This window comes from Halioglobus sp. D3-4 (assembly GCF_055809315.1).
Map to the genome: position 1 here is coordinate 841,283 of NZ_CM147907.1, position 22,783 is coordinate 864,065.

Genomic DNA, 22,783 nt, shown 5'->3' on the forward strand with positions numbered 1-22,783 from the left:
TTATCCCTAATGTAGCTGTGGCGGACTCAACCGCCAAACTGGTAATTAATCTGCACATAGGCGCCGCGCGGCTGACCCACGAAATAGCGGTATTCACCAAAGCCGTAGTCCGCGCGTTCTGCGTACTCGACATCAAGCAGGTTGGTCAGGCGCAGGCCCGCTGACCAGCGCGGGGTCAGGTCGCTGGTAATACGCAAATTGAGCAGGGAGTGCCCGTTGTACTGGTGTTCATTTTGGGGATCCAGATAATAGGAATCCATGTAGACCCACTCCAGTTCCGCGCGGCTGCTGCGATTGACCAGTTCGGAAAAATCCCATCCCAGACGGGCGCTGCCAAATGCCTTAGGCGAAGTGTCTATGTCATTGCCGTTGATGTCGTTGCTGCTGCCGAGCAGTTCGATACTATTGTCGTAGGTGTGTGAGGCGTAGTTGGCGTCGACCCCGACAGACCAGTTGTCGCCGAGCAGGAAGTCGACACTCATTTCTGCGCCGTAGTGGTTGGTCTTGGCGCCGCTGACATTCTGACGATCGGCATCCTGGAAAATGACATCCTCCTTGTTCATGTAGTATACGGCGATATCGTAACGCGTGTTACGTCGCCAGTAGCCGCGCAGGCCGAGTTCCACGTTGTCGATTTTTTCCGAATCGAGATCGGCCGTTTGCTGGCCAGCTTGCAGGCGGTATAGCTCGGTTGCCTCCGGAGCGCGGAAGCCGTGTGCATAACGCATATAGACAACGTGATCCTCACTTACCGTGTAGCTTGCGCCAATATTCATAGACCAGTTGCTGAAATCATCTTCCCGGTCTGCGGGGCGATAAAAACGACAGGCGGAGGCGCTGGGCTCGCAGGGTGCGCCGTCACTCGTGCGATTGTTGTAGTCGTAGTTGGTGTACTCGAAGCGCACACCGACATCGAGTTCCCACGGAGAATCGAACTGCGTGCGCAGCTGACTGTACAGCGCTCCGACACTCGCATTCACCTGATAGTCATAGTGCACGCCGATGGGCTGGTTGGGGCTGAAGTCTTCATCCTGGGTTTCTTTCAGCGTGGCGTCGGTGTATTCCAGGTCCATGCCGTTTGTCCAGCGCAATACACCGGCATCGGTGTTGACCGTGGTTCGCAGCCCGAGACTGCTATGGGCGTTTTGTTCCTCCGGTTGCCAGGCCAGGAAGTGCTGCAGGAACTGCATGTCGTTCACGCGCAGATAGGGCGTGATCGTGAGTCGGTTGCTTCTGTTTAGCGCGACGCTGGCTGCGCTGTATAGTCGCACTGACCAGGCGTCCCGGTAGGCGTTGGGATTGGGGTTGTCTTTGCGCGAGTCACCGTCCTTGTAGGATTTATAACCCTGGATATAGCCAGCGGTATCCTGCTTGAGATTTGCGGTATCAAGTACGGTGCGAAAATCCCAATCCTGACCGCTATAGTCGTGTCGCATGATAGCCTTCTGCTGGTCGTAACCGGAGTTATCCTTGTAGCCGCCGTCATGGGTTGCGTTGGTGCTGACACTGATTCCGTTTCGTCCTATGGTGTCGCTGTAGCGGTACTTGGCGCGGAAGTAGTCATCCGGGCCTCCCTCCAGAGACAGCCGGCTGTCCAGTTCCTCGGTCGGCGCGGCGCTGATGACGTTGATGACGCCGTGCATCGCGCTGGAGCCGTACAGCGCTGTGGCGGGACCGCGAATTACCTCGATACGGCCGGCCTGTTCGAAGTTGGAATCGAATAGCTGGTTGACGTTGCAAAACCCCGGTGCGCGCAGACTGATACCGTCAGCGGCCGAGAAAAAAGCGCCACAACTGCCACTGCCGGTGAGGACAGGGGAGCGCAGAGAGATGATGCTTTCCTGGCCATTCCCGCGGCTGATCCAGGCGCCCGGCACGCGTTGCATGATCTCATTGATATGTACCGGATCCACCAGTGTCAGCGTCTCCTGGTTCACGCTGGACCAGGACATCGGCATCCTTAGCGCGTCCTCCTGCAACCGGCTGGCGGTGACCAGAATATCGTCCTCAATCGGTGCGGTGTAACCGTGCACAGTGAAAACCAGCAGGCTGGCCATAATCGGTGTGCGTTTGTGCCTGGGCGATAGAGCGGGCATGGCGTAGACCAATAACAGAACGAAGCGCGATTGTAGCGGATTGCGCGGGGTAGCCCAATGACTGTCTGAGTGCGTCGCGATGCAGCGAGATTCGAGTGTGGCAGCCAATGTTTCAGGCGGGTGTCACCGCAGGATTTATCGGCTACAGTAAGGCATGGATAATCCCGTTCTCAATCTCTCCCTGGCGCAGCTTGCACTGGCCTTTGTGCCAGTGGCGATCACGCTGGGTATTCTGTTCAAATGGTCTTACGACCTGGGACACGCCATTTATGCATTGGCCCGGATGCTGGCGCAGTTGTTGCTGATCGGCTATGTGCTGGCGTGGATTTTCGGCGCCGGCAACGGTCTGTTGATAGTACTGGTATTGGCGATTATGTTGCTGGCGTCCAGCTGGATCGCGCTGGGCACTGTGCCTACCGAGCGCCGCTTACTGTTGGGTGCCGCGGTACTTGCCATTACAGCCGGCGGCGGGCTCACGCTGGTGCTGGTTACGCAGGCGGTGCTGCAGATCGAGCCCTGGTATCTACCAAACTATATGATTCCACTGGCGGGTATGGTCTTCGCCAACGCGATGACTGCAGTCAGTCTGGCAGCAGAGCGTCTGTACGCTGAACTGGCGCACGGGGCGGACTGGGCAGCGGCGCGACTACAGGCTTATCAGGCGGCCATGATTCCAGTGATCAACTCCCTGTTTGCGGTTGGCCTCGTCTCGCTGCCCGGTATGATGACCGGGCAAATACTCTCAGGCGTATCTCCGCATATTGCCGCGCGCTACCAGATAGTGGTGATGTGTATGATTTTTGCATCGTCCGGGATTTCCACTGCGTTATTTCTATCGCTGGTCCGTCGGCGAGTGAACGCTCCAGGCGCGTGATTCGGGCGGCCTTTGCAGCGCCGACCCTGAACAGATTATGCTGTGTAGTGAACGCAGGGAGTTGTTCTATACTGGTGACACAGTAATCATAACGGGGCCGCGATGTTATACAGATACATGTTGATACTGCTGGCACTGGGCACACTGAATACCCACGCCCACGCCGATGCCTGGTTGATTGAGGTCGACGGTGCAATCGGCCCCGCGACGGCCGATCACTTTGTTCGTGGATTGGAACAGGCAGAGGCGGCCGGTGCTGAGCTCGTAATCATGCGCATCGACACCCCGGGCGGGCTCGATGTCGCCATGCGCGAGATGATCAAGGCCATTCTGGCCGCGCCGCTTCCGGTTGTAGCCTACGTGGCACCCGGCGGGGCCCGCGCAGCAAGTGCCGGTACCTACCTGTTGTATGCCTCTTCCGTGGCGGCCATGGCGCCTGGTACGAACCTGGGAGCGGCCACGCCGGTGCAGATCGGCAAGCCTGAACTGCCACAGTTTGGAAAAGACCAGCAGCCCGACGATGCCAGTGGTGAGGAGCCATCATCTGCACCGTCGGCGATGACCCCGATGGAAAAGAAAGTGGTCAACGATGCGGTGGCCTATATACAAAGCCTGGCGCAACTGCGCGGTCGCAACGAGCAGTGGGCAGAAAAAGCCGTGCGAGACGGGGTCAGCCTGTCGGCGAATGCTGCACTCAAGCGGGGTGTGATCGAGATTATTGCCCCCTCTGTAGCCGACCTGTTGAAACAACTGGATGGCCGCGAGGTACCGGTGGGTGAGGGCAGTGTCGAACTGCACACGGCGGATATAGCTGTGTACAAGCACACAGTAGATTGGCGCAGCGAGTTTTTGGCCGTCATCACTGACCCGAACGTCGCCTATATCCTGATGTTGGTAGGGGTCTACGGCTTGCTGCTGGAGTTTTACAACCCGGGCGGCGGGCTGCCGGGTATTACCGGCGCAATCTCACTGTTGCTGGCGCTGTATGCGTTCCAGACCCTGCCGGTCAGCTATGCCGGGCTCGGCCTCATTCTGCTGGGTATTGCGCTGATGACCGCCGAGGCCTTCAGTCCCAGTTTCGGGGTGCTTGGGCTGGGTGGGCTGGTGGCTTTTGTGGTCGGCTCGGTACTGCTGATGGATACTGAAATGCCCGCTTACCAGATCGCTCTGCCGGTGATACTGGGCGTTGCTGCCTTTAGTGCAGTATTGCTGGTGATGGGCGTGGGAATGATGCTGCGCGCCCGCCAGCGCCCGGTGAGGAATGGCCTGGATCACCTGCTTGGCGCCACCGCCGAGGTGGAGGCCGTGCCCGGCGGGGTCGCGCGCGTCAATCTCGATGGCGAGTTATGGACGGTGGCCTGCGAGGATTCGCTTGCGCCGCATGATAGAGTGACGGTAGAGGCTATCGATGGCCTCACACTGCAGGTCAGAAAACTCAAAGAGGAGTAAGGCACCGTGTTTGGATTCCCATTTATTGGCATTATTGTTTTTCTGGTAATCGCACTGCTTGTGACCATGTTCCGTGTGCTGCGGGAGTATGAACGCGGTGTGATTTTTATGTTGGGCCGATTTTATAAAATCAAGGGACCGGGATTGATCATCATCATTCCTGTCTTGCAGCAAATGGTAAAGGTCGATCTGCGGACCATCGTGATGGATGTGCCCACACAGGATGTGATTTCACGCGATAACGTGTCCGTGCAAGTAAACGCTGTAATCTATTTCAAGGTGGTTGATCCGGAGCGTGCGATAGTGCAGGTGGAAAACTATCTGGAGGCCACCAGTCAGCTGTCGCAGACCACATTGCGTTCGGTGCTCGGTCAGCACGAACTGGACGATATGCTGGCCGAACGCGAGCGGCTCAACGCGGATATCCAGAATATTCTGGACAAGCAGACCGCGGCCTGGGGTATCAAGGTCGCCAACGTTGAGATCAAACACGTCGATCTGAACGAATCCATGGTGCGGGCACTGGCCAAGCAGGCCGAGGCCGAGCGCGAGCGCCGCGCCAAGGTAATTCATGCGATCGGTGAAGCGGAAGCGTCGGAAAAACTGGCCGAGGCCGCCAAGGTGTTGTCTGCCCAGGACCAGGCGATTCAATTGCGCTACCTGCAAACACTGGTGGAGATTGCAGGCGATAAAAGTTCCACGCTGGTGTTCCCCGTGCCGATTGACCTGATCGACAAACTGCGTTCGTAACTCTCTCACCCAGCACTGCGGATAATTGTATAAGGTAGCCACTGCTATGTTTGGTTGGAAGGATTTTGGCAAGGCCCATATGTGGCTCTATCGCAAAAGCGGTGGTCGTATCGGTGCGCGTATGGGCTCAATTGATGTGGCGCTGGTGGAAAGCATCGGGCGCAAGAGCGGCCTGCCACGCTGTGTGCCAATTGCCTGCTATCCCTATCGCGATTCGATTGTCGTCTCCGCATCCAACAGTGGCAAGGAGAGCCACCCAGCGTGGTATCTGAATATGCAAGCCAATCCGCAAGTGACGGTCTACCAAGGCAGAGATCATTATCGGGCGATCGCGGAAGAGGTACCCGATGCGGAGCGCGAGGCGCTGTGGCAGACCATCATCGCCAACAACAAGCATCAGGGCGGCTATCAGGCGAAGGCAAGACGGAAAATTCCGCTGGTATGGCTGCGACGGCTGAACGACTGCCCAAGCAGCGGTCTTGCTTCATAGTAGTGTAAGGCAGTACTGGGGCAGGTGAGGATATGCGCAACATGCGCGCAATGCGGAGTGTTCGGGAGAGTGGGTATGGAATCCATTGAAACAGCGGATATGGTTGAGATTGCGCTGCTTCAGAGAGAGGCAATAGGCGCACAGCTGCAGTTCTGGCTCTCTGCGACCTTTGCCGTGATAGTGGCGTCATTTGTGGCGGGCTCGAGGCTCACCGCAGGTCATCGTTTCTCCATCGGCTTGCTCTATCTCCTGGCTACAGCGATGACCTTTGCCGGTTGGGCAGAGAGCGGCAGGGAGATCGTGGGCTGGTACGCTGAACTGGAGTCTCGCGGAATAGAGTTTGAAGCACCGATGTTTACCGTGGTGCTGAGAATGTTGCTGATGACCACAGGCACTGTCCTTACCGTTATTTTCCTGTATCAGGACCGTGGCAGTGGCGATGACAGTAGACCCTAGAAGCCACGGTTGCGATGTCCCCTGATTATGCTTAACAAACACAGTGCCGGAGAGCAATTTCATGTCGACTACCGTTAGCCAGTTGTTTCGCTACCCGATCAAGAGTCTGCGCGGTGAAGCGCATACCAGCCTAGAGGTTACGCAGCGCGGCGTGACAGGCGATCGGGTCTGGGCTGTGCGCGATGAGGTGCGCGGGGGCATACGCGGCGCGAAGAAAATACCGGCGCTAATGACATTGTCAGCCCGGTTTTCTGGCACGGTGGCAGCAGAGGGAGCCAGTCCCGCTGTGCTGAGGGCCCCTGACGGCAGTTCCTGTGAGACGGGCAGCGCCGACATCAATGAATGGCTGAGTGAAAAGTTGGACCATCAGGTGTCGTTGTGGCCACTACTACCGGCTGAAGCGCTTGATCACTACCGCCGAGGGGCCCCGGATCACGACGATCTGGAAACAGAATTGCGTGAGATGTTTGGTCGCGCGCCGGATGAAGCGCTGCCGGATCTCAGTATCTTTGCCGAGGTGATTGAGTTTGAATCGCCACCGGGCACCTATTTCGATGCGTTCCCCATTCATCTGTTGAGCCAGCAATCGCTGAATAGCCTCGCAGCGCAGTCCGCGGAATCCAACTTTCATGTCGATCGATTTCGGCCGAACATCCTGCTGGAAATTCCTGACAGCGATCACCCGTTTCCGGAGACCCAGTGGGTGGGGCAACGGGTGAAGATAGGCGATGTCGAGTTGGAAGTGGTCGGCGACTGCCCGCGCTGCTCCATGACCACGCACGGTTTTGGTGACCTGCCAAAAGACCCGGACATCATGCGCACGCTGGTACAGGCCAGCAATGGCAATGCCGGCGTTTACGCGAAAGTGGTTAGCGCAGGTACGCTGAATATCGGTGACGTTGTGGGCTAGCGCACTGCGCTGTTCAGTGTCGGAGCTCAGTTGTCTTGTGGTGGCTCTGCAGCAGGCTCTTCGGGTAATTTATCGGGCAGTTCATCGGGTGAGCCCTCGCCAAACCAGTCGCGCATTTTGGTGGCTGTTTTGGCCCGTACGTCTTCATTGATATAGGTCGCAACCGCGGCAATTGCCAGAGCCAGCACGCCCAGGTCGTCGGCGTAGCCGACAGCAGGTGTCAGGTCGGCTATCGCGTCCAGTGGCACGATGAAATACCCAAGCGCCGCCGCGATGGTGCCTTTGGCCCAGGCTGGCGCCTTTTCTTCCTGTGCGGCGTAGTACAGAAGAAGCGCCTTTTCAACCACTTCCGTGCCAGCGGTTTTTGCGTAGCGCTTCAGCTTGGCCCAGAATCCACTTTCTGAATAAGCGATTTCAAACGTGTTTTTGTCATTCATCTGGCACCATCCTCTATCCAAACAACCAGGGAGCCAGCGCGTCGCGATTTTCTACCACGATCTGCTGTGCTGTAGGATCTTCTGCCGGTTCCCCGGGTTCGATGTGCAGTAACTGTAATACGTAGGGCACCAGGCGAGCGCGCGTGGGAATGGCCAGAACGCCGTCCACCATGCCGTAATCCACCTCGATTACCTCGCGTTGCTCGGGACTCAGTCTCGGGTCGGGTGTAATTCGCACCACAAGCTGGGTATGCCACTCGGTGTCCTGTTCGGCACCGTGTTCGGATTCATCCATGATTTCAGGGATATCCCTGAATCGACTGAGCACAAAATCCCGATAGGCACTGTTTTTTTCACACCACGCCCGCACGTGCCAACGCAGGCCGCTATATACCAGTGTATGAGGGACGATAATACGTCCCTCGCGATCAGGATGATTAAGCGATACATAATCGACTTCCAGCCGGCGCTGTTGCCGCGCCGCCTGCATGATAGGACGCAGGACTTCGGGTTTGACATCCCGAACCGGCAGTGACAGCACCTCGACATTGGCCACGTTCAGTGACAGCGATTCGAAGACATTCATCAACTCGTTGTTGCGCGCCATCAGGTGTAGGTACTCATCGGCCAGGCCCTGTGTCACCTGTGGCTCGAACTGCGCCGTCGGTTTATAGCCCTTGAGGTACTTGTCGTATTCGAGATTGCCGGGGCCGACCTCCCGAATGTAGTTGTTGATGTCCTTGCTGGCCTGCTGTCGGCCGATGCCGAAGGTATCGCAGAGGTGACGCGTGGTGAGCCGCCCCTCCCACAGGACCAGTGTCTCGATAAAGCGGTAACGTAGGAGAAGGTCCCAGCGAAAAGGCCATTTGGCATCTTGAGGGTTAGCCATGCGTGCTGCTCATCAGTCGAATAACCACTGCAGTATAAATTGCTGCGGCGGACAATAGTACCGCGTATCTCAACGCCGTTGGGCGATGGCTGCAAGGCGCGACGCGGTGCTGGCCGGGCGGTTTAATCCGGCCAATTTCCCGGTGTGACAAAGAAGCGGCTAGATTCGGTGTGCGCTCCGTCCAGTGCGGCGATGAGTAGTGGATAGTGATCCTCCTGCCATCGGTCTGGCAGTTGCGCGTGCAATTGCTGACGCGTCAGCCGTGTCTCCGGGGCGTCACATTGAGCTGGGCTCAGCCATTGCATTTTGGGCAGAATCGCAAAGCTCGCCGCGTCCAGACCGGCGCAGTGCAATTCCAGCTGCTGGTAGCTGACCCATTTGCTCATGGTGCAGGCCTGGTTAAATCCCGGTGGGGAGGGCGGGGCCTCTTCCAGCGGTTGGAATAAATACCCTTTTAGCGCGATCTCACGTGCCATATTCCCGATACCCATGTCCAGCAGCTTTTGTTTGGCTGCAGGGGCCTCGCCCAGCACTATCTGGCGTTGCAATAACTGGTCCAGCTTGGTTTTCAGGCGATCGCGCTGGTCGGGCCCCAGCCACTCGTGCGTATTGGCCGCCGTGGTGGTGTCGCCTGCGCGCGCTACCCCCAAAAAATACTTCACCGCCAGTTCGAGGTGTACATGACAGGCGCGGGCTGTGCAGAAATAGATGCAGTCGAATTCGCCCAGGGTGCGGCCCGCGTCGTGTACAGCCAGGTTGTGGGCAACCAGTTCCACTGCCGGGTCGCTGTGTAGGAAGAAGTGCCAGAGTTGTTCGAAATAGACGCCAAAACGGTGGGTGGGGCGCCTCGACAGGTGTGTCAGCAGCGCCGACGGGTCCCGATCCAGTTGCTTAAGCCACAACGCGCGCGCCGGCGTCAGGGGCATTGCGTTGGCAAAGACGCCTGGCGGGGTGTCCGAGAGTTGCTCCAGATGCAGCATTTGCGGCGAGAAGCAGGCCCATGCGAGGTCTCGCACGGCTTGTGTCCGATAGGAATTAATGATGATCGCTGCGCTACGGTGTGGGTTCGTGGTTATAATAGCAGCCCTTCAGTGAAGAGAAGCAGGGTCAATGCGGACATCTTTCAAAAAAATTGGTCTGGCCGGGCGCAGCCGTCAGCGCGGACAGACAGACGTACTGCGGGAATTGATCGCACTGCTGCAGGCGCGGGGTCTGGATGTCGTGCTCGAGGATGCCCTTGGTGACGTGCTGCCCGAAGATGCGACGCGCCTGGCGACGCTGGACGAACTCGGTGCCGAGGTGGATCTGGTCATCGTTGTCGGCGGCGATGGGAGTCTGCTCAGCGCCGCGCGTACACTGGCGAAATATGACACCCCGGTGCTGGGTGTCAATCGCGGCCGGCTGGGCTTTCTCACCGATATCACGCCCGACGAAATTGGCCAGCAGATCCCCGCGGTACTCGATGGTGAGTTTGAGCGCGAGAGCCGCTTTCTGCTGGACGCCGAGGTGCGCCGGGACGGCGAGGTGGTGGGGCGCGGCGAAGCCCTGAACGATGTCGTCGTCAACTCAGGCACCTCCGCACAGATGATAGAGTTCGAACTGAATATCGACGATACCTTCGTGTATCGCCAGCGCGCAGACGGCCTGATCATTTCCACGCCCACCGGCTCCACCGCGTATTCCCTGTCCGGCGGTGGCCCGATTATGCATCCCAGGCTCGACGCCATCGTTCTGGTGCCGATGTTTCCGCACGCGCTGAGCAGTCGGCCCATCGTGGTGGATGGGAACTCCGAAATTCGGCTCGATATCCTCGCAAGGAATCGTATGCACCCGCCGGTGACCTGCGACGGGCGCTCCAATATGAAGGCGCGGCCGGGCGATGCTGTGCACATCACCAAGTACCCACACCACCTGACGTTATTACACCCGTTGGGCCACAGTTTTTATGCCAGTTGCAGGGACAAGCTGCGCTGGAGCAATGCGTTGGTCAATTGATGCAGGATTTCTACCCGGCCCTCTCGGTTGCCGTCGAGGAGGATCTGCTTCCCCTGAGTGCACTGTTGCATCAGCGCGGCGTGATGCACCGTATCTTCGAAGAGAATGGACGGCAGGTGGTGATGGTGGCCGATGCCGGACAGGCGGAGCAGGTAGAAGCGTTGTATCGGGCCTGGCGGGCGGGCGAGGTACGCATCGAACTGACGCCTGGTAAGCCGGCGAATCAGCGCCAGTCCTCTGCGCCGCTGCGCCTGCGGGCCCCGGTTACCCTGGCACTGGTTGTGCTGAGTGTCTGCGGCTTTTTGCTGGTCTACCTGAATGCCGGGCTGAACTGGCTGAGTTATCTGACATTCACACCGATTCGCATCGCTGGCGATCACCTGCTGTTCGATGGCATGGGTGGCCAGTACTGGCGGCTGGTGACGCCGGTTTTCCTGCACTTCGGCTGGATGCATATCGTGTTTAACTGCCTCTGGCTGTGGGAGCTGGGCGGCCGGGTTGAACAGGCGTTGGGACATTTCAATATGTTTATGCTATTTCTGGTGATTGCGGTGGTCTCCAACGCCAGCCAGTTTGCCTTCGACGGAGCCAGCCTGTTCGGCGGAATGTCCGGCGTTGTCTACGGTTTGCTCGGTTTTTCCTGGGTGGCGCCGCACTTGCAGCCGCTGTGGCAAATTCAGCCCTCGCGGGGCATTATGATATTAATGATCGGCTGGCTGCTGGCCTGTATGCTGGGCGTGGTTGAGGTGCTCGGCTTCGGGGCTATCGCCAATGCGGCCCATGTCGGCGGCCTGCTCTGTGGTGCGGTGCTGGGCGCTGTGTTTGGCGTATTTTCCAAGTACAATCACACTCCCTGACAGCATGAATGTATCGATGGATTACCAAAAAACGATTGAAACCCTGTCTCCCGAGATCTATCAGCGCCTTTTACGCGCTGTCGAGTTGGGGAAATGGCCCGACGGCAAAGTGGTAACAGCACAGCAGCGGGCTCACGCGATGCAGGCGATCATCGCCTGGGGTGAGCAGCACCTTCCTGAGGAAGAGCGCGTAGGGTATATCCAGAAGAAAGAGAAAGACGGTGAGCAGTGCGATAACCCACCGGAAACCCCCCTGAAGTGGAGAGAGTAGGTGGCTGAAATACTGGCGACGGGTGCCGTGCGCAAGATGAAGACTGCGCTGACGAGTCCAGTGTCGTACACGATGATACTGGGTGAGCACGAAGTTCCGCTAAACCCTTTTCTGGGCAAGCAGTTGCAGTTGGAGTACCTGGGCGCCATCAACTGTATTCACTGCGACCGCAAAACCAGCAAGAGCTTCAATCAGGGATACTGCTATCCCTGTTTCAAGCGGCTGGCGCAATGTGACAGCTGTATCATGAGCCCTGAGAAGTGCCACTATGCGGCGGGCACTTGCCGTGAACCCGAGTGGGGCGAGCAGCACTGCATGATCGACCACTTCGTTTACCTCGCCAATACCTCGGGTATCAAAGTGGGTATTACGCGCGGCTCGCAGGTGCCTACCCGCTGGATGGATCAGGGTGCCACCCAGGCGCGACCAATCTTTCGCGTATCCAATCGGCTGCAATCAGGTCTGGTGGAGACGATATTCAAGCCGCATATTGCGGATAAGACCAACTGGCAGGCCATGCTCAAGGGCGACGAAGAACCGCGCGATCTTGAGGAAGTCCGCCAGCGACTGATGCAGGAGTGCGCCGAAGAACTTGAAGCGCTGTCTCAGCAGCACGGCCTGCAAGCCATCACCGAATTGCCGGATGAGCCCGACGTGCACATCACCTATCCCGTGCTGGAATATCCGACCAAAGTAAAATCCCTTAACCTGGACAAGACACCTGTTATTGGTGGCACCCTGCTCGGCATTAAAGGTCAGTACCTGATGTTCGATACCGGTGTGATCAATATGCGTAAATACGGTGGTTATAACCTGTCCCTGCAAACAACCGGATAACATTATGCGAGATGCCCAACCGGTATCCATACTTCTCAAAGACTACAGGCGCCCTGCCTACCTGATAGGCCGCACCGAGCTACATTTTGAGCTAGGGGAGGACTGGACCGTAGTGACATCGCGCCTGCATCTGTTGCGCGATGGCTCGGTGGCCGAGAACGAATCACTGGAACTGCACGGTGAAGAGATGGAGTTGCTGTCGGTAGCCATCGACGGGGTAGAACTGCAGCCCTCGGCCTACACGGTCAGTGACGAATCGCTGTGTATCCACGAAGTGCCTGAGCAGTGTGTTGTGACCTGTAGGACCCGGATTCAACCGCAGTTAAATACCTCTCTTTCAGGTTTATATAAATCGCGGTCACTGTTTTGCACACAGTGTGAGGCGGAGGGCTTCCGCAGAATTACCTATTACCTCGACCGGCCGGATGTCATGTCGGTGTTTACCGTGACAGTCGAGGCCGATCGCGCGCGCTATCCCGTATTGCTCAGCAACGGCAATCTCTTCGATAGCCAGGAACTGGCCGACGGTCGACACCAAGCAGTCTGGCACGACCCCTTTCCCAAACCGGCTTATCTGTTTGCACTGGTGGCCGGTGATCTCGCTCACGTCGAGGACAGTTTCACAACCGCCAGCGACCGCCGCGTTACCCTGCGTATCTACGTCGAGGAAAAGGATCTGGACAAGTGTGATCACGCAATGCACTCACTGCAGAAGTCGATGCGCTGGGACGAGGAGGTCTACGGGCGCGAATACGATCTGGATATTTTCAATATCGTGGCGGTGGACGACTTCAACATGGGCGCGATGGAGAACAAGAGCCTCAATATTTTTAACACGTCATGCGTGCTGTGCAGCCCCGAGACGACAACGGACAGTGGTTTTCAGCGTGTTGAGGCAATCGTGGCACACGAGTACTTTCATAACTGGAGCGGCAACCGCGTCACCTGTCGCGACTGGTTCCAGCTCAGTCTGAAGGAGGGTTTTACCGTATTCCGCGATGCCCAGTTCTCCGCGGACATGGGCTCGCCCACCGTCAAGCGCATCGAGGATGCCTCGATGCTGCGCACGGCACAGTTTGCCGAGGACGCCGGTCCGATGGCGCACCCGGTGCGCCCCGAGTCGTATATGGAAATCAACAATTTCTACACGCTCACGGTGTATGAAAAGGGCGCCGAAGTGGTGCGCATGTTGCACACATTGCTGGGAGCTGAGCAATTCCGACGCGGGTCGGACCTGTACTTCGAGCGACACGATGGCCAGGCCGTCACCTGTGAGGACTTTGTCTGTGCGATGGAAGATGCCAGCGGCATGGACTTGCGCCAGTTCCGCAACTGGTATTCCCAGGCAGGAACACCGCAGCTGGCGGTGCGTGACGAATACGATGAGTCAGCACAGCGCTATACGCTGCATGTCGAACAATCCTGTCCTCCCACCCCGGGTCAGCCCGACAAATCACCGTTTGTGATCCCGCTGGCAGTGGGCCTGTTAGGCGACGCCGGTAATCTGCCCCTGCGGCTGGCTAACAGCGAGCCCGATGCGGATACGGCGGACAACACCAATATTGTGCTGACCGTGAATCAGCCGCAGCAATCGTTTGTATTCGAGGGTGTGATGGAGCGCCCCGTGCCGTCGCTGTTGCGCGGGTTTTCCGCACCGGTGCGATTGCATTACGAGTACAGCAAAGAGGACCTCTGTGCCCTGATTCGCCGCGACAGTGATGGTTTTGTCCGCTGGGACAGCGCCCAGGCACTGGCGATACTTGTGATCAATGAGGTGGAGAAACAGCTGCAGGCCGGCGAGGCACCGTCTGTCGAGGGCCTGTTTATCGAGGCCTGCGACGACCTGATGTTGGATGAATCACTCGACCCTGCAATGGTGGCTGAGATGCTGCGATTGCCCAGCGAGGATTATCTGGCCGAATTGGCCAGCCGCAGTGGCGGCGCCAATGTTGACACCATTCATCAGGCCCGCGATGCAGTGCGCACTGCGCTGGGCGCGGCGTTGGAGGAATCGTTTCTCGCGCGCTACCAGCGTTTGGACAACTCACAGCCCTATGCGCCAGATGGCGAGCAGATCGCACATCGTAGTCTGCGCAATATATGCCTCAGTTACCTGGTCGCCGCCAACCCACAGAATATGCCGCTGGCGGTGGAGCAGTATCGCGTTGCCGACAATATGACAGATCGCCTCGCGGCACTGCGGGAGATCGTCTTTTACGGTGATTTTGCACTGCGCGAAGATACCCTCCAGAGCTTTTACAGTGACTGGCAGCATGAGGTACTGGTGGTCAATCAATGGCTGCAGTTGCAGGCGGCGATTCCCGATGAGCAAGCGCTTTCACGGGTGCAGGCGCTGCTGCATCACGCCGACTTTGATATACACAACCCCAATAAGGTACGCGCCCTTATCGGCGGTTTTGCCAACCAGAACCCCGTTAATTTTCATCGTCGGGACGGCTCTGGCTACCATTTCCTGGGCGATATCGTGATCCAGTTGAACGCGCTGAATCCGCAGCTTGCTGCACGCCTGCTCAATCCTTTAACCAAGTGGCGCAACTACGCCGGCAGGGCAGAACTGATGCGCAAGGAGTTGGAGCGTCTAGCAGAGCAGCCGGCGCTGTCCCCGGATGTGTTTGAAATTGTCACCAAATCCCTGAATTGACCCCTAGGCTCGCTGAATCTCTTTTTCGCTGTCACAAAGCAATTGCGCACCGGGTGTGTTAAATTGGGCCATCGGTGGTCCGTATGGCAGTGGGCTCCGCTCATTTGATACCAGAGGATTCTGATGGCTAAACCCAACTACAGCTTTGAAAAGCGGCAGAGAGAACTCGCTAAGAAAAAGAAAAAAGAAGAGAAAAGGCTGAGAAAAGCCGCAATGAGCGGCAGTTCAGACGATGGTGGTGATGACACCGCAACGTCAGAAGTCAGTCCGAGCGCGACCACCGACGTGGAGTAATCCCGTTACAGAATTTTCCACTCCGTACCGGTGAATGCGGGGATGGGAACCTACAGTAGTTCACCATTCATTTTGAGTAAGTAATATGAGCAAAGGTACGGTTAAATGGTTCAACGCAGACAAAGGTTATGGATTTATTACGCCTGAAGACGGCGGTAAAGACCTTTTCGTCCACCATTCAGAAATCAAGAACGGCGGTGGTTATGCCACTTTGAATGATGGTCAGGAAGTGGAATTTGAAGTTGGTCAGGGCCAGAAAGGTCCTTGCGCCAACAACGTTATTCCCGGCTGAGAAAGCCGTCCTGAAACACCGGCAGCCGAGGCGTTCAGCCAAGGCTGCTTTTTTTTGTGCGGAGTTATTGTGCCGAGGGGTACAGTTGTACCTCGGACTCCCCGCCTGGCTTGCGCTTGCTGTTGGTGCTGTTGCGTACGCGACGGACACAGGCAGCCAGTATATTGCCGTTCCAGTTGCTGCCCTGTGGGCGATACAGCGCCGCATCCAGCGCTTCGAGCTGTTGCCGGACATCCTCATCCCCCAGCATCTGCGCCGCCTGGTCGAGAGAGACTACCGCTGTGCCCGGGTGAAGTGCTGCGGCCCAGGTAATCATCGCGGCGCGTGCGCTGGCGGGACTGCCCCGTTCACAGGCCTTTAGGAGGTCCTTAAAGGCTTTTTTCTCCGACACGCTCTCCGCGCTTGCCACAGTTTCCGTAGTCTTCGACGGGCGCCTGCGCCACAGGTAGACGAGTGTCAGCAGCCAGCCCAGTGTGCTGACAACAGCGAGAATTTGCCAACCGAACAGCGCTTGCCGCGTGACACCGGCGTTATCTGGACGGGTTGCTGGGCCCAGATCGATGGCCGAGGAGGGGGAGGGTATTGCCCCTTGCGCGGCAGCTTCATCGACAGACGCAGCAGGATTAGCTGTCGCCGCGGGCAATGTACCCGTCGCAGTGATGGTCCGCTCTGGCAAAACCGCGAATTGTAGTTCTCCGGTGTCAGTATCCCACCAGGGTATACGAATCTCAGGGATGACATAGGTACCGGCGCGTGTGGGGACGACCGCTGCGCTGTCTTCCCGGATACCTTCCAGACCATCAGCAACTTCCTGCTCGCTGATACTGGGTTGGTCCGGGTAATATTTGAGTCCGTCCGGGGGTGTAAACAGGATGGGCGGGAGTTGTGCGCCCTGCAGTCCCTCGCCGACGATACGAATCGTGCGGGTCGCCGATTCACCTACCCGTAATTGTTCCGGCGGCGTGGACCAGGTTTCTTCCAGTGTCAGCTGTTTCGCCGGCAGCCAGTCGGCTGCCGGGTAGTTTGCGGGTTTCGGGAGAACCTCAATGCTGATCGGGGCTGAGGTGCGCCGCACCGGTTGCCCGCCGCCGCCGAGGTCGAAGAAGCTGCGGCGACCCCTGTCAATTCGCCCTGAGAATACCAGCGCGGGTATTTCCAGTGTGCCGCTTTGCTCGGGAAATATGGCGTAGCGTACCTCGTCAACCAGCCAGGGACGCCCATCTATCACTCTCCGGAACGATTGCTGTTCCAGCGGTTTGACGAAGGCATTATCCAGTTTTAACGGCGTGAGGCTGCGTCCTTCGAGATTGACAGACTGTTGCACACGCAGCGTCAGGATAACCTGGCCCTGCACATAGACTTCATCGCTATCCACAGAGGCTTCAAAAACAACACTCTGTCCAGCACCAGGGGTATCAGAGGGCGGCAGGACGGCGATGCTCATCGCGGGCGTGGTGCTCTGTCCAAATGTCATCGCCGGAATTTGCAGGGTGCCTTCGCGCCGTGGCGCGAGATCGACAATCAGTTTTCGCGTGTGCGAAAAGCTGCCATTGATAATACTGGTGTTGCTGCTGGTAGAGCGTTGGATGATGTCAAAATCCTGCTGCAGCGCCCCGAGCTTGGCTTCGTCAATTTCCTCGTCATCGGTAGCGGTGATGGTGAGCCTCAGCGTGTCACCGAGTGCGACCCGATTGCGATCCACACTGGCGGTTACCGCCGCGAGGGCAGTATTGGCAGTGAGAGCCAATACCACGATGAACAACGCGATCAAGCTGTTACCAATAGGTTTCATTGTCTCTCCCCATACCCTGTTGCTGGCGCTTCTGGCTTTCGTAGCGAAACTTTTGCCGCAGCAATCCCGACGGGTCGTCGGGCACGCGGCGCAGCCATTGCTGCATGGCCTGTTCCTGCTCTTCGTCGCCTGACTCCGCACCCGCCGCAATCTGTTCCTGTTGTGACTCATCGCCTTCGCCCGGTTCCTGTTCCGCGCGTGCCGCCTCGGAGGGCTGCTCTTCCTGGCCCTCGGGACTGGTTTCATCGTCACCGGATTGCGACTCCTCACCCTGGGCCTGTTCCTCTTGCTGCTGATCCTGACCCTGCTGCTGATCCTGGCCCTGCTGTTGATCCTGGCCCTGCTGTTGATCCTGGCCCTGCTGCTGATCCTGGCCCTGCTGCTGATCCTGGCCCTGCTGCTGATCCTGGCCCTGCTGCTGATCCTGGCCCTGCTGCTGATCCTGGCCCTGCTGCTGATCCTGGCCCTGTTGCTGATCCTGGCCCTGTTGCTGATCCTGGCCCTGCTGCTGATCCTGACCCTCTTGCTGATCCTGGCCCTGCTGTTGATCCTGACCCTCTTGCTGATCCTGGCCCTGCTGTTGATCCTGATTTTGCTGTTGTTCCTGCAGCTGTTTTAGCAACTCCAGATTTTGGCTGGCGTCGGGCTGATCCGGTTTCAATTCCAGCGACTTCTCGTAGGATTCGATGGCTTTTTCCAGCTCACCAGCCCTGGCCAGGGCATTGCCCCGGTTGTACAGGCTGTCGGCATCGTCGGGATTGTTAAATTTCTCTATTGCAACCTCGTAATCACCACTCTGATAAGCCGCAGTGCCAGCCCACTCAGGGTTCTCAAACAGTGAGGTTGCGGCTTCTGCGTCACCGCGTTGTAAGGCCTGCTGGCCTTGCTGGTCTGCAGTGAGCCACAGGTCGTCCCATGTCTGTGCAGAAGCCTGGTTCGGCTGTACCAGCAGTAATGTGGGCAGCAGTAGGGGCGCGAGTGTCAGCAGCCAGCCACGCCGAAACAGCGCCAGTACCAGCGGCAGCAGGGCGAGAATTAGAAAGTATCCCTGGTCCTCCCAGGCATCTGCAGTGCGGTCCAGCGAAAGCGTTTCCTCCGTCTGTGTCAATGGGTTGGAGGCGAGCAGGTTTGCGAGGTCGCTGTCGTCGATGCGCATACGCTGGTAGGTTCCGCCGGTGGCGGCGGCTAACTCCCGCAGGCCCTGTTCCTCAAGGCCGGGCATCACGATGGTGCCCTTGTCGTCTTTGATGAATCCTCCACCGGGCAGGGGAATGGGCGCCCCGGTGGGAGTGCCTACCCCCATAATGGTCAGCTCAACGTCACTGGTCTGCAATACCTTCTCTATACCCTCTCGGTCTTTTTCCGAGATGCCATCGGTAATCAGTAGAATTTTTCCAGCACGGATTCCCGCTGAGCGCAGTAGATCCAGTCCCTGTGTTACAGCGCTCACCGGCTCACTGCCCGGGACCGGCATCATCTCTGGGTTGAGGGCCGGCAGCAGATTGGCGATGGTGGGCGTGTCGTCGGTCAGTGGCGTCACAATATGGGCATCGCCGGCATAAGCGATTAGCCCGGTCTGGCCCTCCCGTCGCTGTTTAAGCAAGTCCAACAGTTTCTGCCGCGCACGGTCCAGCCTGGAAGGGGTGAGGTCTGCCGCATTCATCGATAAACTCAGATCGAGCAATACCACCAGCGCATCCTGTTTCTGGTGCACGGGTTGGGGTATTTTTTGCCAGCTAGGCCCGGCAGCGGCAAGGGCCGCCAGCAACCATCCCAGAAATACAAAAGGCAGCAGGTTGCGGCCGCGCGTTACGGTGTTGTCGGTGACCAGATGGCGCAGTAATTCAGGTGCGATCACCGCCTGCCAACTCCCAGAGCGGCTGCGCTGACGCCACAGCAGCACCAGCAGAATCAGCGCCGGAACCAGTGTCCACAGCCATTCCGGACGCATCCAGTGAACCGAGATCATCGTTCCTCCTGTGGCGCGGCTGCTGCACTGGCACGACGCCAGTCAAAGACTGAGCTGCAGTGCCGCAGTGCCAACAAAAAACTGAGAAACAGCGCACCCAGCAGCGGCAGGTAGCCCAGTGCCTGGCGTGGCCGGTACAGCGAGGTTTCCTGCTCTACGGGCTCCAGTTCATCCAGCAGTTGGTAGATGGTGACAAGCTCCTGCGGGTTGCGGGCGCGGAAGTACTCGCCGCCAGTCAGTTGTGCAATTTCTTGCAGGGTGGCTTCGTCGAGTTCCGCCGAAGGGTTGACCTGGCGACTGCCAAAGCTGGAGCCGAACAGACCGGGCAGGGTGAGCGAGTCGGCGCCGATACCGATGGTGTAGATACGAATCCCCAGTTTGGCGGCCAGTCTGGCGGCATCCAATGGTTTCACCGAACTGGCGGTGTCCTGTCCGTCGGTCAGCAGGATGAGTACCCGGCTTTCGGCCGGTCGCTCTTTTAGGCGTTTAACGGCCAGCCCAATGGCATCACCGATGGCGGTTTCTTCACCGGCGAAGCCGATCTGCGCCTCGGACAAAAACCGCTCCACTGTGCTGGTGTCAAAGCTCAGTGGCGATTGCACATAGGCGTTGCTGCCAAACAGAATCAGTCCGAGCCGGTCGCCGCTGCGCTGGCTGATAAACTGCGCGCCGACCTGCCGGACAGCTTCCACGCGTGGCACCATGGTCTGGCGTACCTGCATATCCTCGATGCGCATCGAGCCGGAAATATCGACCGCCATCATCAGGTCGCGGCCACTGTTGGGAAGCTCGATGGCTTCACCGACCCACACCGGTCGCGCGGCGGCCAACAGCAGCAGCAGCCATAGCAGCCAGAGACCAATCGCAGGTACCGCATTACCCGCTGAGGCGCGCCCGCCCGATACTTCGGATATCTGCTGCCATTCCGCGTAGAACGGCGCACGCATGGCGGGTTGTTGGGACGTAGCAGGCGGTAGCAGGCGACGCACCAGCCAGGGCAGGGGTGCCAGCACTAACAGCCAAGGCCAGATCCACTCAATCATACGGCCGCCCGGTGTTTTTTGATCCAGTGGAGCGCCGCGTTATGTACCAGTGCCGGATCGATTTCCGGTGCCTGTGGCTGGTAGGCGGCATTGTCGAAGACCTCCGGTAGCTGCATGTCGGGCGGCAGGGTGAGATTGAGAAACGCGCGCCAGGATTCGCCGTGCTGACTGGCCACGCTGGCGCGGGGATAGGCCAGCAGTGCGACACCCTTGAGCAGGGCGTTGATACTCCCCAGATATACCGCGACATCGCCATCGCTCTGGTACTGGTTTTGCAGCGCCTGCAGCTGGCGCAGGGCCTGGCGCCTATACGCATTCTTTCTGCGGTGTCTGCGCAGGAGGTAAACAACAATGCACAGTGCCAGAATCGTCAGGCACAGCAACAGCCACCAGCCCGGTGCCGGCGGCCACCAGCCGATCATCTCCGGCTGCCGCAGTGGCTGCAAGTTGGCCAGTGGGTCCTGCGGGTTCACCGGCGTGTCTCTCCGAAATAGGTCTGTAACAGATTGAACGGCGACAGGTGGGTCGATGCCTGTAACAGCGGTACTCCCAGCCGAACCAGATCATTGCTCAACAATTCACGCTGCTGTTGCTGGCGCCGTCTATAGCTGTCGCGCAGCTGCCGTATGCCGGTATCCAGTTCACTGCGCTCCTGGCCGTTGGTCACCGCGTAGGTCCCGGCCCTGGGCAGATCAGCTTCCAGAGGGTCGGAACAGGCCAGTGCAGTAAGCTCTGTGTGCTTGGTCAACTCGAACAGGTGTTCCCGCGCGCCTTCCTCGGAGGAACCGCGAAAATCACTGATCAGGAAGATACTGCTGCCAGGGCGTGCGATGCGTCGCAAATTGGACAACATTTGCGCGAAACTGTCGGCCTCGTTGCTGCTGTCCACCGGTAGTGCGGCATTGTAGCTACTGATCTGGGACAGCAGTGTCAGCACGGTTTTACGACTGCGCCGCGGCCTGATTTCCTGATGACCGTCTTCATTGAATACGAGTCCACCCACGCGGTCACCGCCGCTGAGCGCGCTCCAGGCAAGCAGGCTGGCCAGATGACCTGCCAGCACCGATTTGAAACAGTGGCTGGAACCGAAAAACATACTGTTGCGCTGATCGACAACCACCAGCACCGGGCGCTCGCGTTCCTCGCGAAACAACTTGGTATGCGCATTGCCGGTTCTGGCGGTTACTCGCCAGTCGATGGTGCGGATATCATCACCGGGTTGGTAGCTGCGAACCTCCTCAAAATCGATGCCGCGCCCGCGAAAATTGGATTTGATCGGCCCCGCCAGATTGCTGAGCGCACGCGTCCTGCGCCCGAGCTTTAATTGCCTGGCTGGAAAGCGCAGCGCGATAAGCTCGTTGAGCTGCGTGTAGGCACCACGGGCGGGGGTATTGATATCAGCCAGAAGCATGTCGACTTCAGCCTACCGGAACAGTCGCCAGCAGTTCCTCTATCGCCATGTCCGGCGTCACGCCATTGGCCTCGGCCTCGAAGCTGAGTATCAGCCGGTGGCGCAGCACATCTGCGGCGATCGCCTGTATGTCGTCGGGGCTGACAAAATCGCGGCCCTTTAGCCACGCATGGGCGCGGGCGCAGCGGTCGATCGCGATGGTGGCCCGCGGGCTACCGCCATACTCTATCCAGCCCGCCAGCTTATCGCTATAGCTGGCAGGCGTACGAGTGGCGATCACCAGCTGCACCATGTACTGCTCTACGGCTTCAGACATGTGCAGGGCCAATATTTCCTGGCGTGCACCGAATACCGTTTGCTGGGACAGCGGCGCGGGTGGCTTGTCCAGCCCACGGCTCGCCTCGTTGCGGGTCAAGCGCAGTATTTCGGTTTCCGCTGCGGTATCCGGGTAACCGACATTCACATGCATCAGAAACCGGTCCAATTGGGCCTCGGGTAGCGGATAGGTGCCCTCTTGTTCGATCGGGTTCTGCGTGGCCATCACCAGAAACAGGTCGGGGAGCGGGTAGGTTTCGCTACCGACACTCACCTGTCGTTCGGCCATGGCTTCAAGCAGGGCTGACTGGACCTTGGCCGGCGCGCGATTGACTTCGTCCGCCAGCACCAGGTTGTGAAACACAGGGCCCTTCTGAAAGTGAAAGCTGGCCTCCTGAGGCCGGTAGATTTCTGTACCGGTGACATCCCCCGGCAACAGGTCCGGTGTAAACTGGATTCGATGGAAACTGCCTTCTATGCCGTCGGCCAGCGATTTGATCGCCCGTGTCTTGGCGAGTCCGGGAGCACCCTCCACCAGTAGGTGCCCATCTGCCAGTAGGGCGATGATCAGGCGCTGTACCAGATGCGCCTGGCCGATAACCTGGCCGCTCAGCCAATTCTCGAGTGTTCGGATGTCTGCGTTTGCCACGATTGCTCCTGTGGTGTTGTTTAACGTGATCGCCCCGTGGGCGCC

Annotated in this window: 23 protein-coding genes; 13 read left to right on the forward strand and 10 right to left on the reverse strand. The window is 58.4% G+C overall.

Annotated elements, in window-relative coordinates; genetic code table 11:
• Positions 1–26 precede the first annotated feature (26 nt).
• A complete protein-coding gene (locus AC0L6S_RS03535) occupies positions 27–2,096 on the reverse strand; it encodes a TonB-dependent receptor (RefSeq protein ID WP_473427043.1) in 2,070 nt (689 codons plus the stop codon).
• 154 nt (positions 2,097–2,250) lie between these two features.
• Here AC0L6S_RS03535 and AC0L6S_RS03540 point away from each other — a divergent pair, with 154 nt between their 5' ends.
• The 6 genes from AC0L6S_RS03540 to AC0L6S_RS03565 all read left to right on the forward strand — a co-directional run bounded on the left by AC0L6S_RS03540 (position 2,251) and on the right by AC0L6S_RS03565 (position 7,025).
• Positions 2,251–2,970 (forward strand): ABC transporter permease, encoded by a 720-nt coding sequence (locus AC0L6S_RS03540; RefSeq protein ID WP_473427044.1) that lies wholly within the window; start codon positions 2,251–2,253, stop codon positions 2,968–2,970.
• 102 nt (positions 2,971–3,072) lie between these two features.
• Positions 3,073–4,419 carry an NfeD family protein gene (locus tag AC0L6S_RS03545; RefSeq protein ID WP_473427045.1) on the forward strand — a complete coding sequence of 449 codons (1,347 nt, stop codon included), beginning with the start codon at positions 3,073–3,075 and terminating at the stop codon, positions 4,417–4,419.
• 6 nt (positions 4,420–4,425) lie between these two features.
• Entirely contained in the window at positions 4,426–5,169 is a 744-nt protein-coding gene (locus AC0L6S_RS03550; protein WP_473427046.1) for a slipin family protein, read from the forward strand.
• 46 nt (positions 5,170–5,215) lie between these two features.
• Positions 5,216–5,659 carry a nitroreductase/quinone reductase family protein gene (locus AC0L6S_RS03555; RefSeq protein ID WP_473427047.1) on the forward strand — a complete coding sequence of 148 codons (444 nt, stop codon included), beginning with the start codon at positions 5,216–5,218 and terminating at the stop codon, positions 5,657–5,659.
• A gap of 75 nt (positions 5,660–5,734) precedes the next feature.
• Positions 5,735–6,115, forward strand: coding sequence for a hypothetical protein (locus tag AC0L6S_RS03560; protein WP_473427048.1), 381 nt, complete (start codon positions 5,735–5,737; stop codon positions 6,113–6,115).
• A 61-nt stretch (positions 6,116–6,176) separates the two neighbouring features.
• On the forward strand, positions 6,177–7,025 hold the full coding sequence (locus AC0L6S_RS03565) for an MOSC domain-containing protein (RefSeq protein ID WP_473427049.1): 849 nt from the start codon (positions 6,177–6,179) through the stop codon (positions 7,023–7,025).
• 26 nt (positions 7,026–7,051) lie between these two features.
• Here the strand turns inward: AC0L6S_RS03565 and AC0L6S_RS03570 are convergent, their stop codons facing one another.
• The 3 genes from AC0L6S_RS03570 to AC0L6S_RS03580 all read right to left on the reverse strand — a co-directional run bounded on the left by AC0L6S_RS03570 (position 7,052) and on the right by AC0L6S_RS03580 (position 9,367).
• A complete protein-coding gene (locus tag AC0L6S_RS03570) occupies positions 7,052–7,462 on the reverse strand; it encodes a YkvA family protein (RefSeq protein ID WP_473427050.1) in 411 nt (136 codons plus the stop codon).
• Between the two features lie 13 nt (positions 7,463–7,475).
• The gene (locus AC0L6S_RS03575; RefSeq protein WP_473427051.1) at positions 7,476–8,351 is read right to left on the reverse strand and encodes a helix-turn-helix transcriptional regulator; all 876 of its coding nucleotides are present in this window, start codon (positions 8,349–8,351) and stop codon (positions 7,476–7,478) included.
• A gap of 122 nt (positions 8,352–8,473) precedes the next feature.
• A complete protein-coding gene (locus tag AC0L6S_RS03580) occupies positions 8,474–9,367 on the reverse strand; it encodes a DUF1853 family protein (RefSeq protein ID WP_473427052.1) in 894 nt (297 codons plus the stop codon).
• 94 nt (positions 9,368–9,461) lie between these two features.
• On the opposite strand from AC0L6S_RS03580, the gene AC0L6S_RS03585 reads away from it, so the two are divergent.
• From AC0L6S_RS03585 to AC0L6S_RS03615, 7 genes are all read left to right on the forward strand, one after another.
• Positions 9,462–10,346 carry an NAD(+) kinase gene (locus AC0L6S_RS03585; protein ID WP_473427053.1) on the forward strand — a complete coding sequence of 295 codons (885 nt, stop codon included), beginning with the start codon at positions 9,462–9,464 and terminating at the stop codon, positions 10,344–10,346.
• Positions 10,346–11,203: a rhomboid family intramembrane serine protease gene (locus AC0L6S_RS03590; RefSeq protein ID WP_473427054.1), complete on the forward strand. Its 858-nt coding sequence runs from the start codon at positions 10,346–10,348 to the stop codon at positions 11,201–11,203. The genes AC0L6S_RS03585 and AC0L6S_RS03590 overlap by 1 nt, the downstream gene beginning before the upstream one ends.
• Positions 11,204–11,219: 16 nt before the next feature.
• Positions 11,220–11,474, forward strand: a complete 255-nt coding sequence (locus AC0L6S_RS03595) for a YeaC family protein (RefSeq protein ID WP_473427055.1) — start codon at positions 11,220–11,222, stop codon at positions 11,472–11,474.
• The gene (locus tag AC0L6S_RS03600; protein WP_473427056.1) at positions 11,475–12,311 is read left to right on the forward strand and encodes a DUF2797 domain-containing protein; all 837 of its coding nucleotides are present in this window, start codon (positions 11,475–11,477) and stop codon (positions 12,309–12,311) included.
• A 4-nt stretch (positions 12,312–12,315) separates the two neighbouring features.
• Positions 12,316–14,973 (forward strand): aminopeptidase N, encoded by a 2,658-nt coding sequence (pepN, locus tag AC0L6S_RS03605; protein ID WP_473427057.1) that lies wholly within the window; start codon positions 12,316–12,318, stop codon positions 14,971–14,973.
• Positions 14,974–15,096: 123 nt separating this feature from the next.
• Positions 15,097–15,267 carry a hypothetical protein gene (locus AC0L6S_RS03610; protein ID WP_473427058.1) on the forward strand — a complete coding sequence of 57 codons (171 nt, stop codon included), beginning with the start codon at positions 15,097–15,099 and terminating at the stop codon, positions 15,265–15,267.
• Between the two features lie 85 nt (positions 15,268–15,352).
• Positions 15,353–15,559 carry a cold-shock protein gene (locus AC0L6S_RS03615; RefSeq protein ID WP_159169088.1) on the forward strand — a complete coding sequence of 69 codons (207 nt, stop codon included), beginning with the start codon at positions 15,353–15,355 and terminating at the stop codon, positions 15,557–15,559.
• A gap of 64 nt (positions 15,560–15,623) precedes the next feature.
• Here AC0L6S_RS03615 and AC0L6S_RS03620 read toward each other — a convergent pair whose 3' ends face one another.
• From AC0L6S_RS03620 to AC0L6S_RS03645, 6 genes are read right to left on the reverse strand one after another with little or no spacing between them, the layout of a single operon-like run.
• The gene (locus AC0L6S_RS03620) at positions 15,624–17,351 is read right to left on the reverse strand and encodes a BatD family protein (RefSeq protein WP_473427059.1); all 1,728 of its coding nucleotides are present in this window, start codon (positions 17,349–17,351) and stop codon (positions 15,624–15,626) included.
• Positions 17,335–19,320: a VWA domain-containing protein gene (locus tag AC0L6S_RS03625; RefSeq protein WP_473427060.1), complete on the reverse strand. Its 1,986-nt coding sequence runs from the start codon at positions 19,318–19,320 to the stop codon at positions 17,335–17,337. Before AC0L6S_RS03625 ends, AC0L6S_RS03620 begins: the two co-directional genes overlap by 17 nt.
• Positions 19,317–20,363 (reverse strand): vWA domain-containing protein, encoded by a 1,047-nt coding sequence (locus AC0L6S_RS03630; protein ID WP_473427061.1) that lies wholly within the window; start codon positions 20,361–20,363, stop codon positions 19,317–19,319. The genes AC0L6S_RS03625 and AC0L6S_RS03630 overlap by 4 nt, the downstream gene beginning before the upstream one ends.
• Entirely contained in the window at positions 20,360–20,836 is a 477-nt protein-coding gene (locus AC0L6S_RS03635; RefSeq protein WP_473427062.1) for a DUF4381 domain-containing protein, read from the reverse strand. The genes AC0L6S_RS03630 and AC0L6S_RS03635 overlap by 4 nt, the downstream gene beginning before the upstream one ends.
• Positions 20,833–21,774, reverse strand: coding sequence for a DUF58 domain-containing protein (locus AC0L6S_RS03640; protein ID WP_473427063.1), 942 nt, complete (start codon positions 21,772–21,774; stop codon positions 20,833–20,835). Before AC0L6S_RS03640 ends, AC0L6S_RS03635 begins: the two co-directional genes overlap by 4 nt.
• 7 nt (positions 21,775–21,781) lie before the next feature.
• A complete protein-coding gene (locus tag AC0L6S_RS03645) occupies positions 21,782–22,738 on the reverse strand; it encodes an AAA family ATPase (RefSeq protein ID WP_473427064.1) in 957 nt (318 codons plus the stop codon).
• Positions 22,739–22,783: the final 45 nt, after the last annotated feature.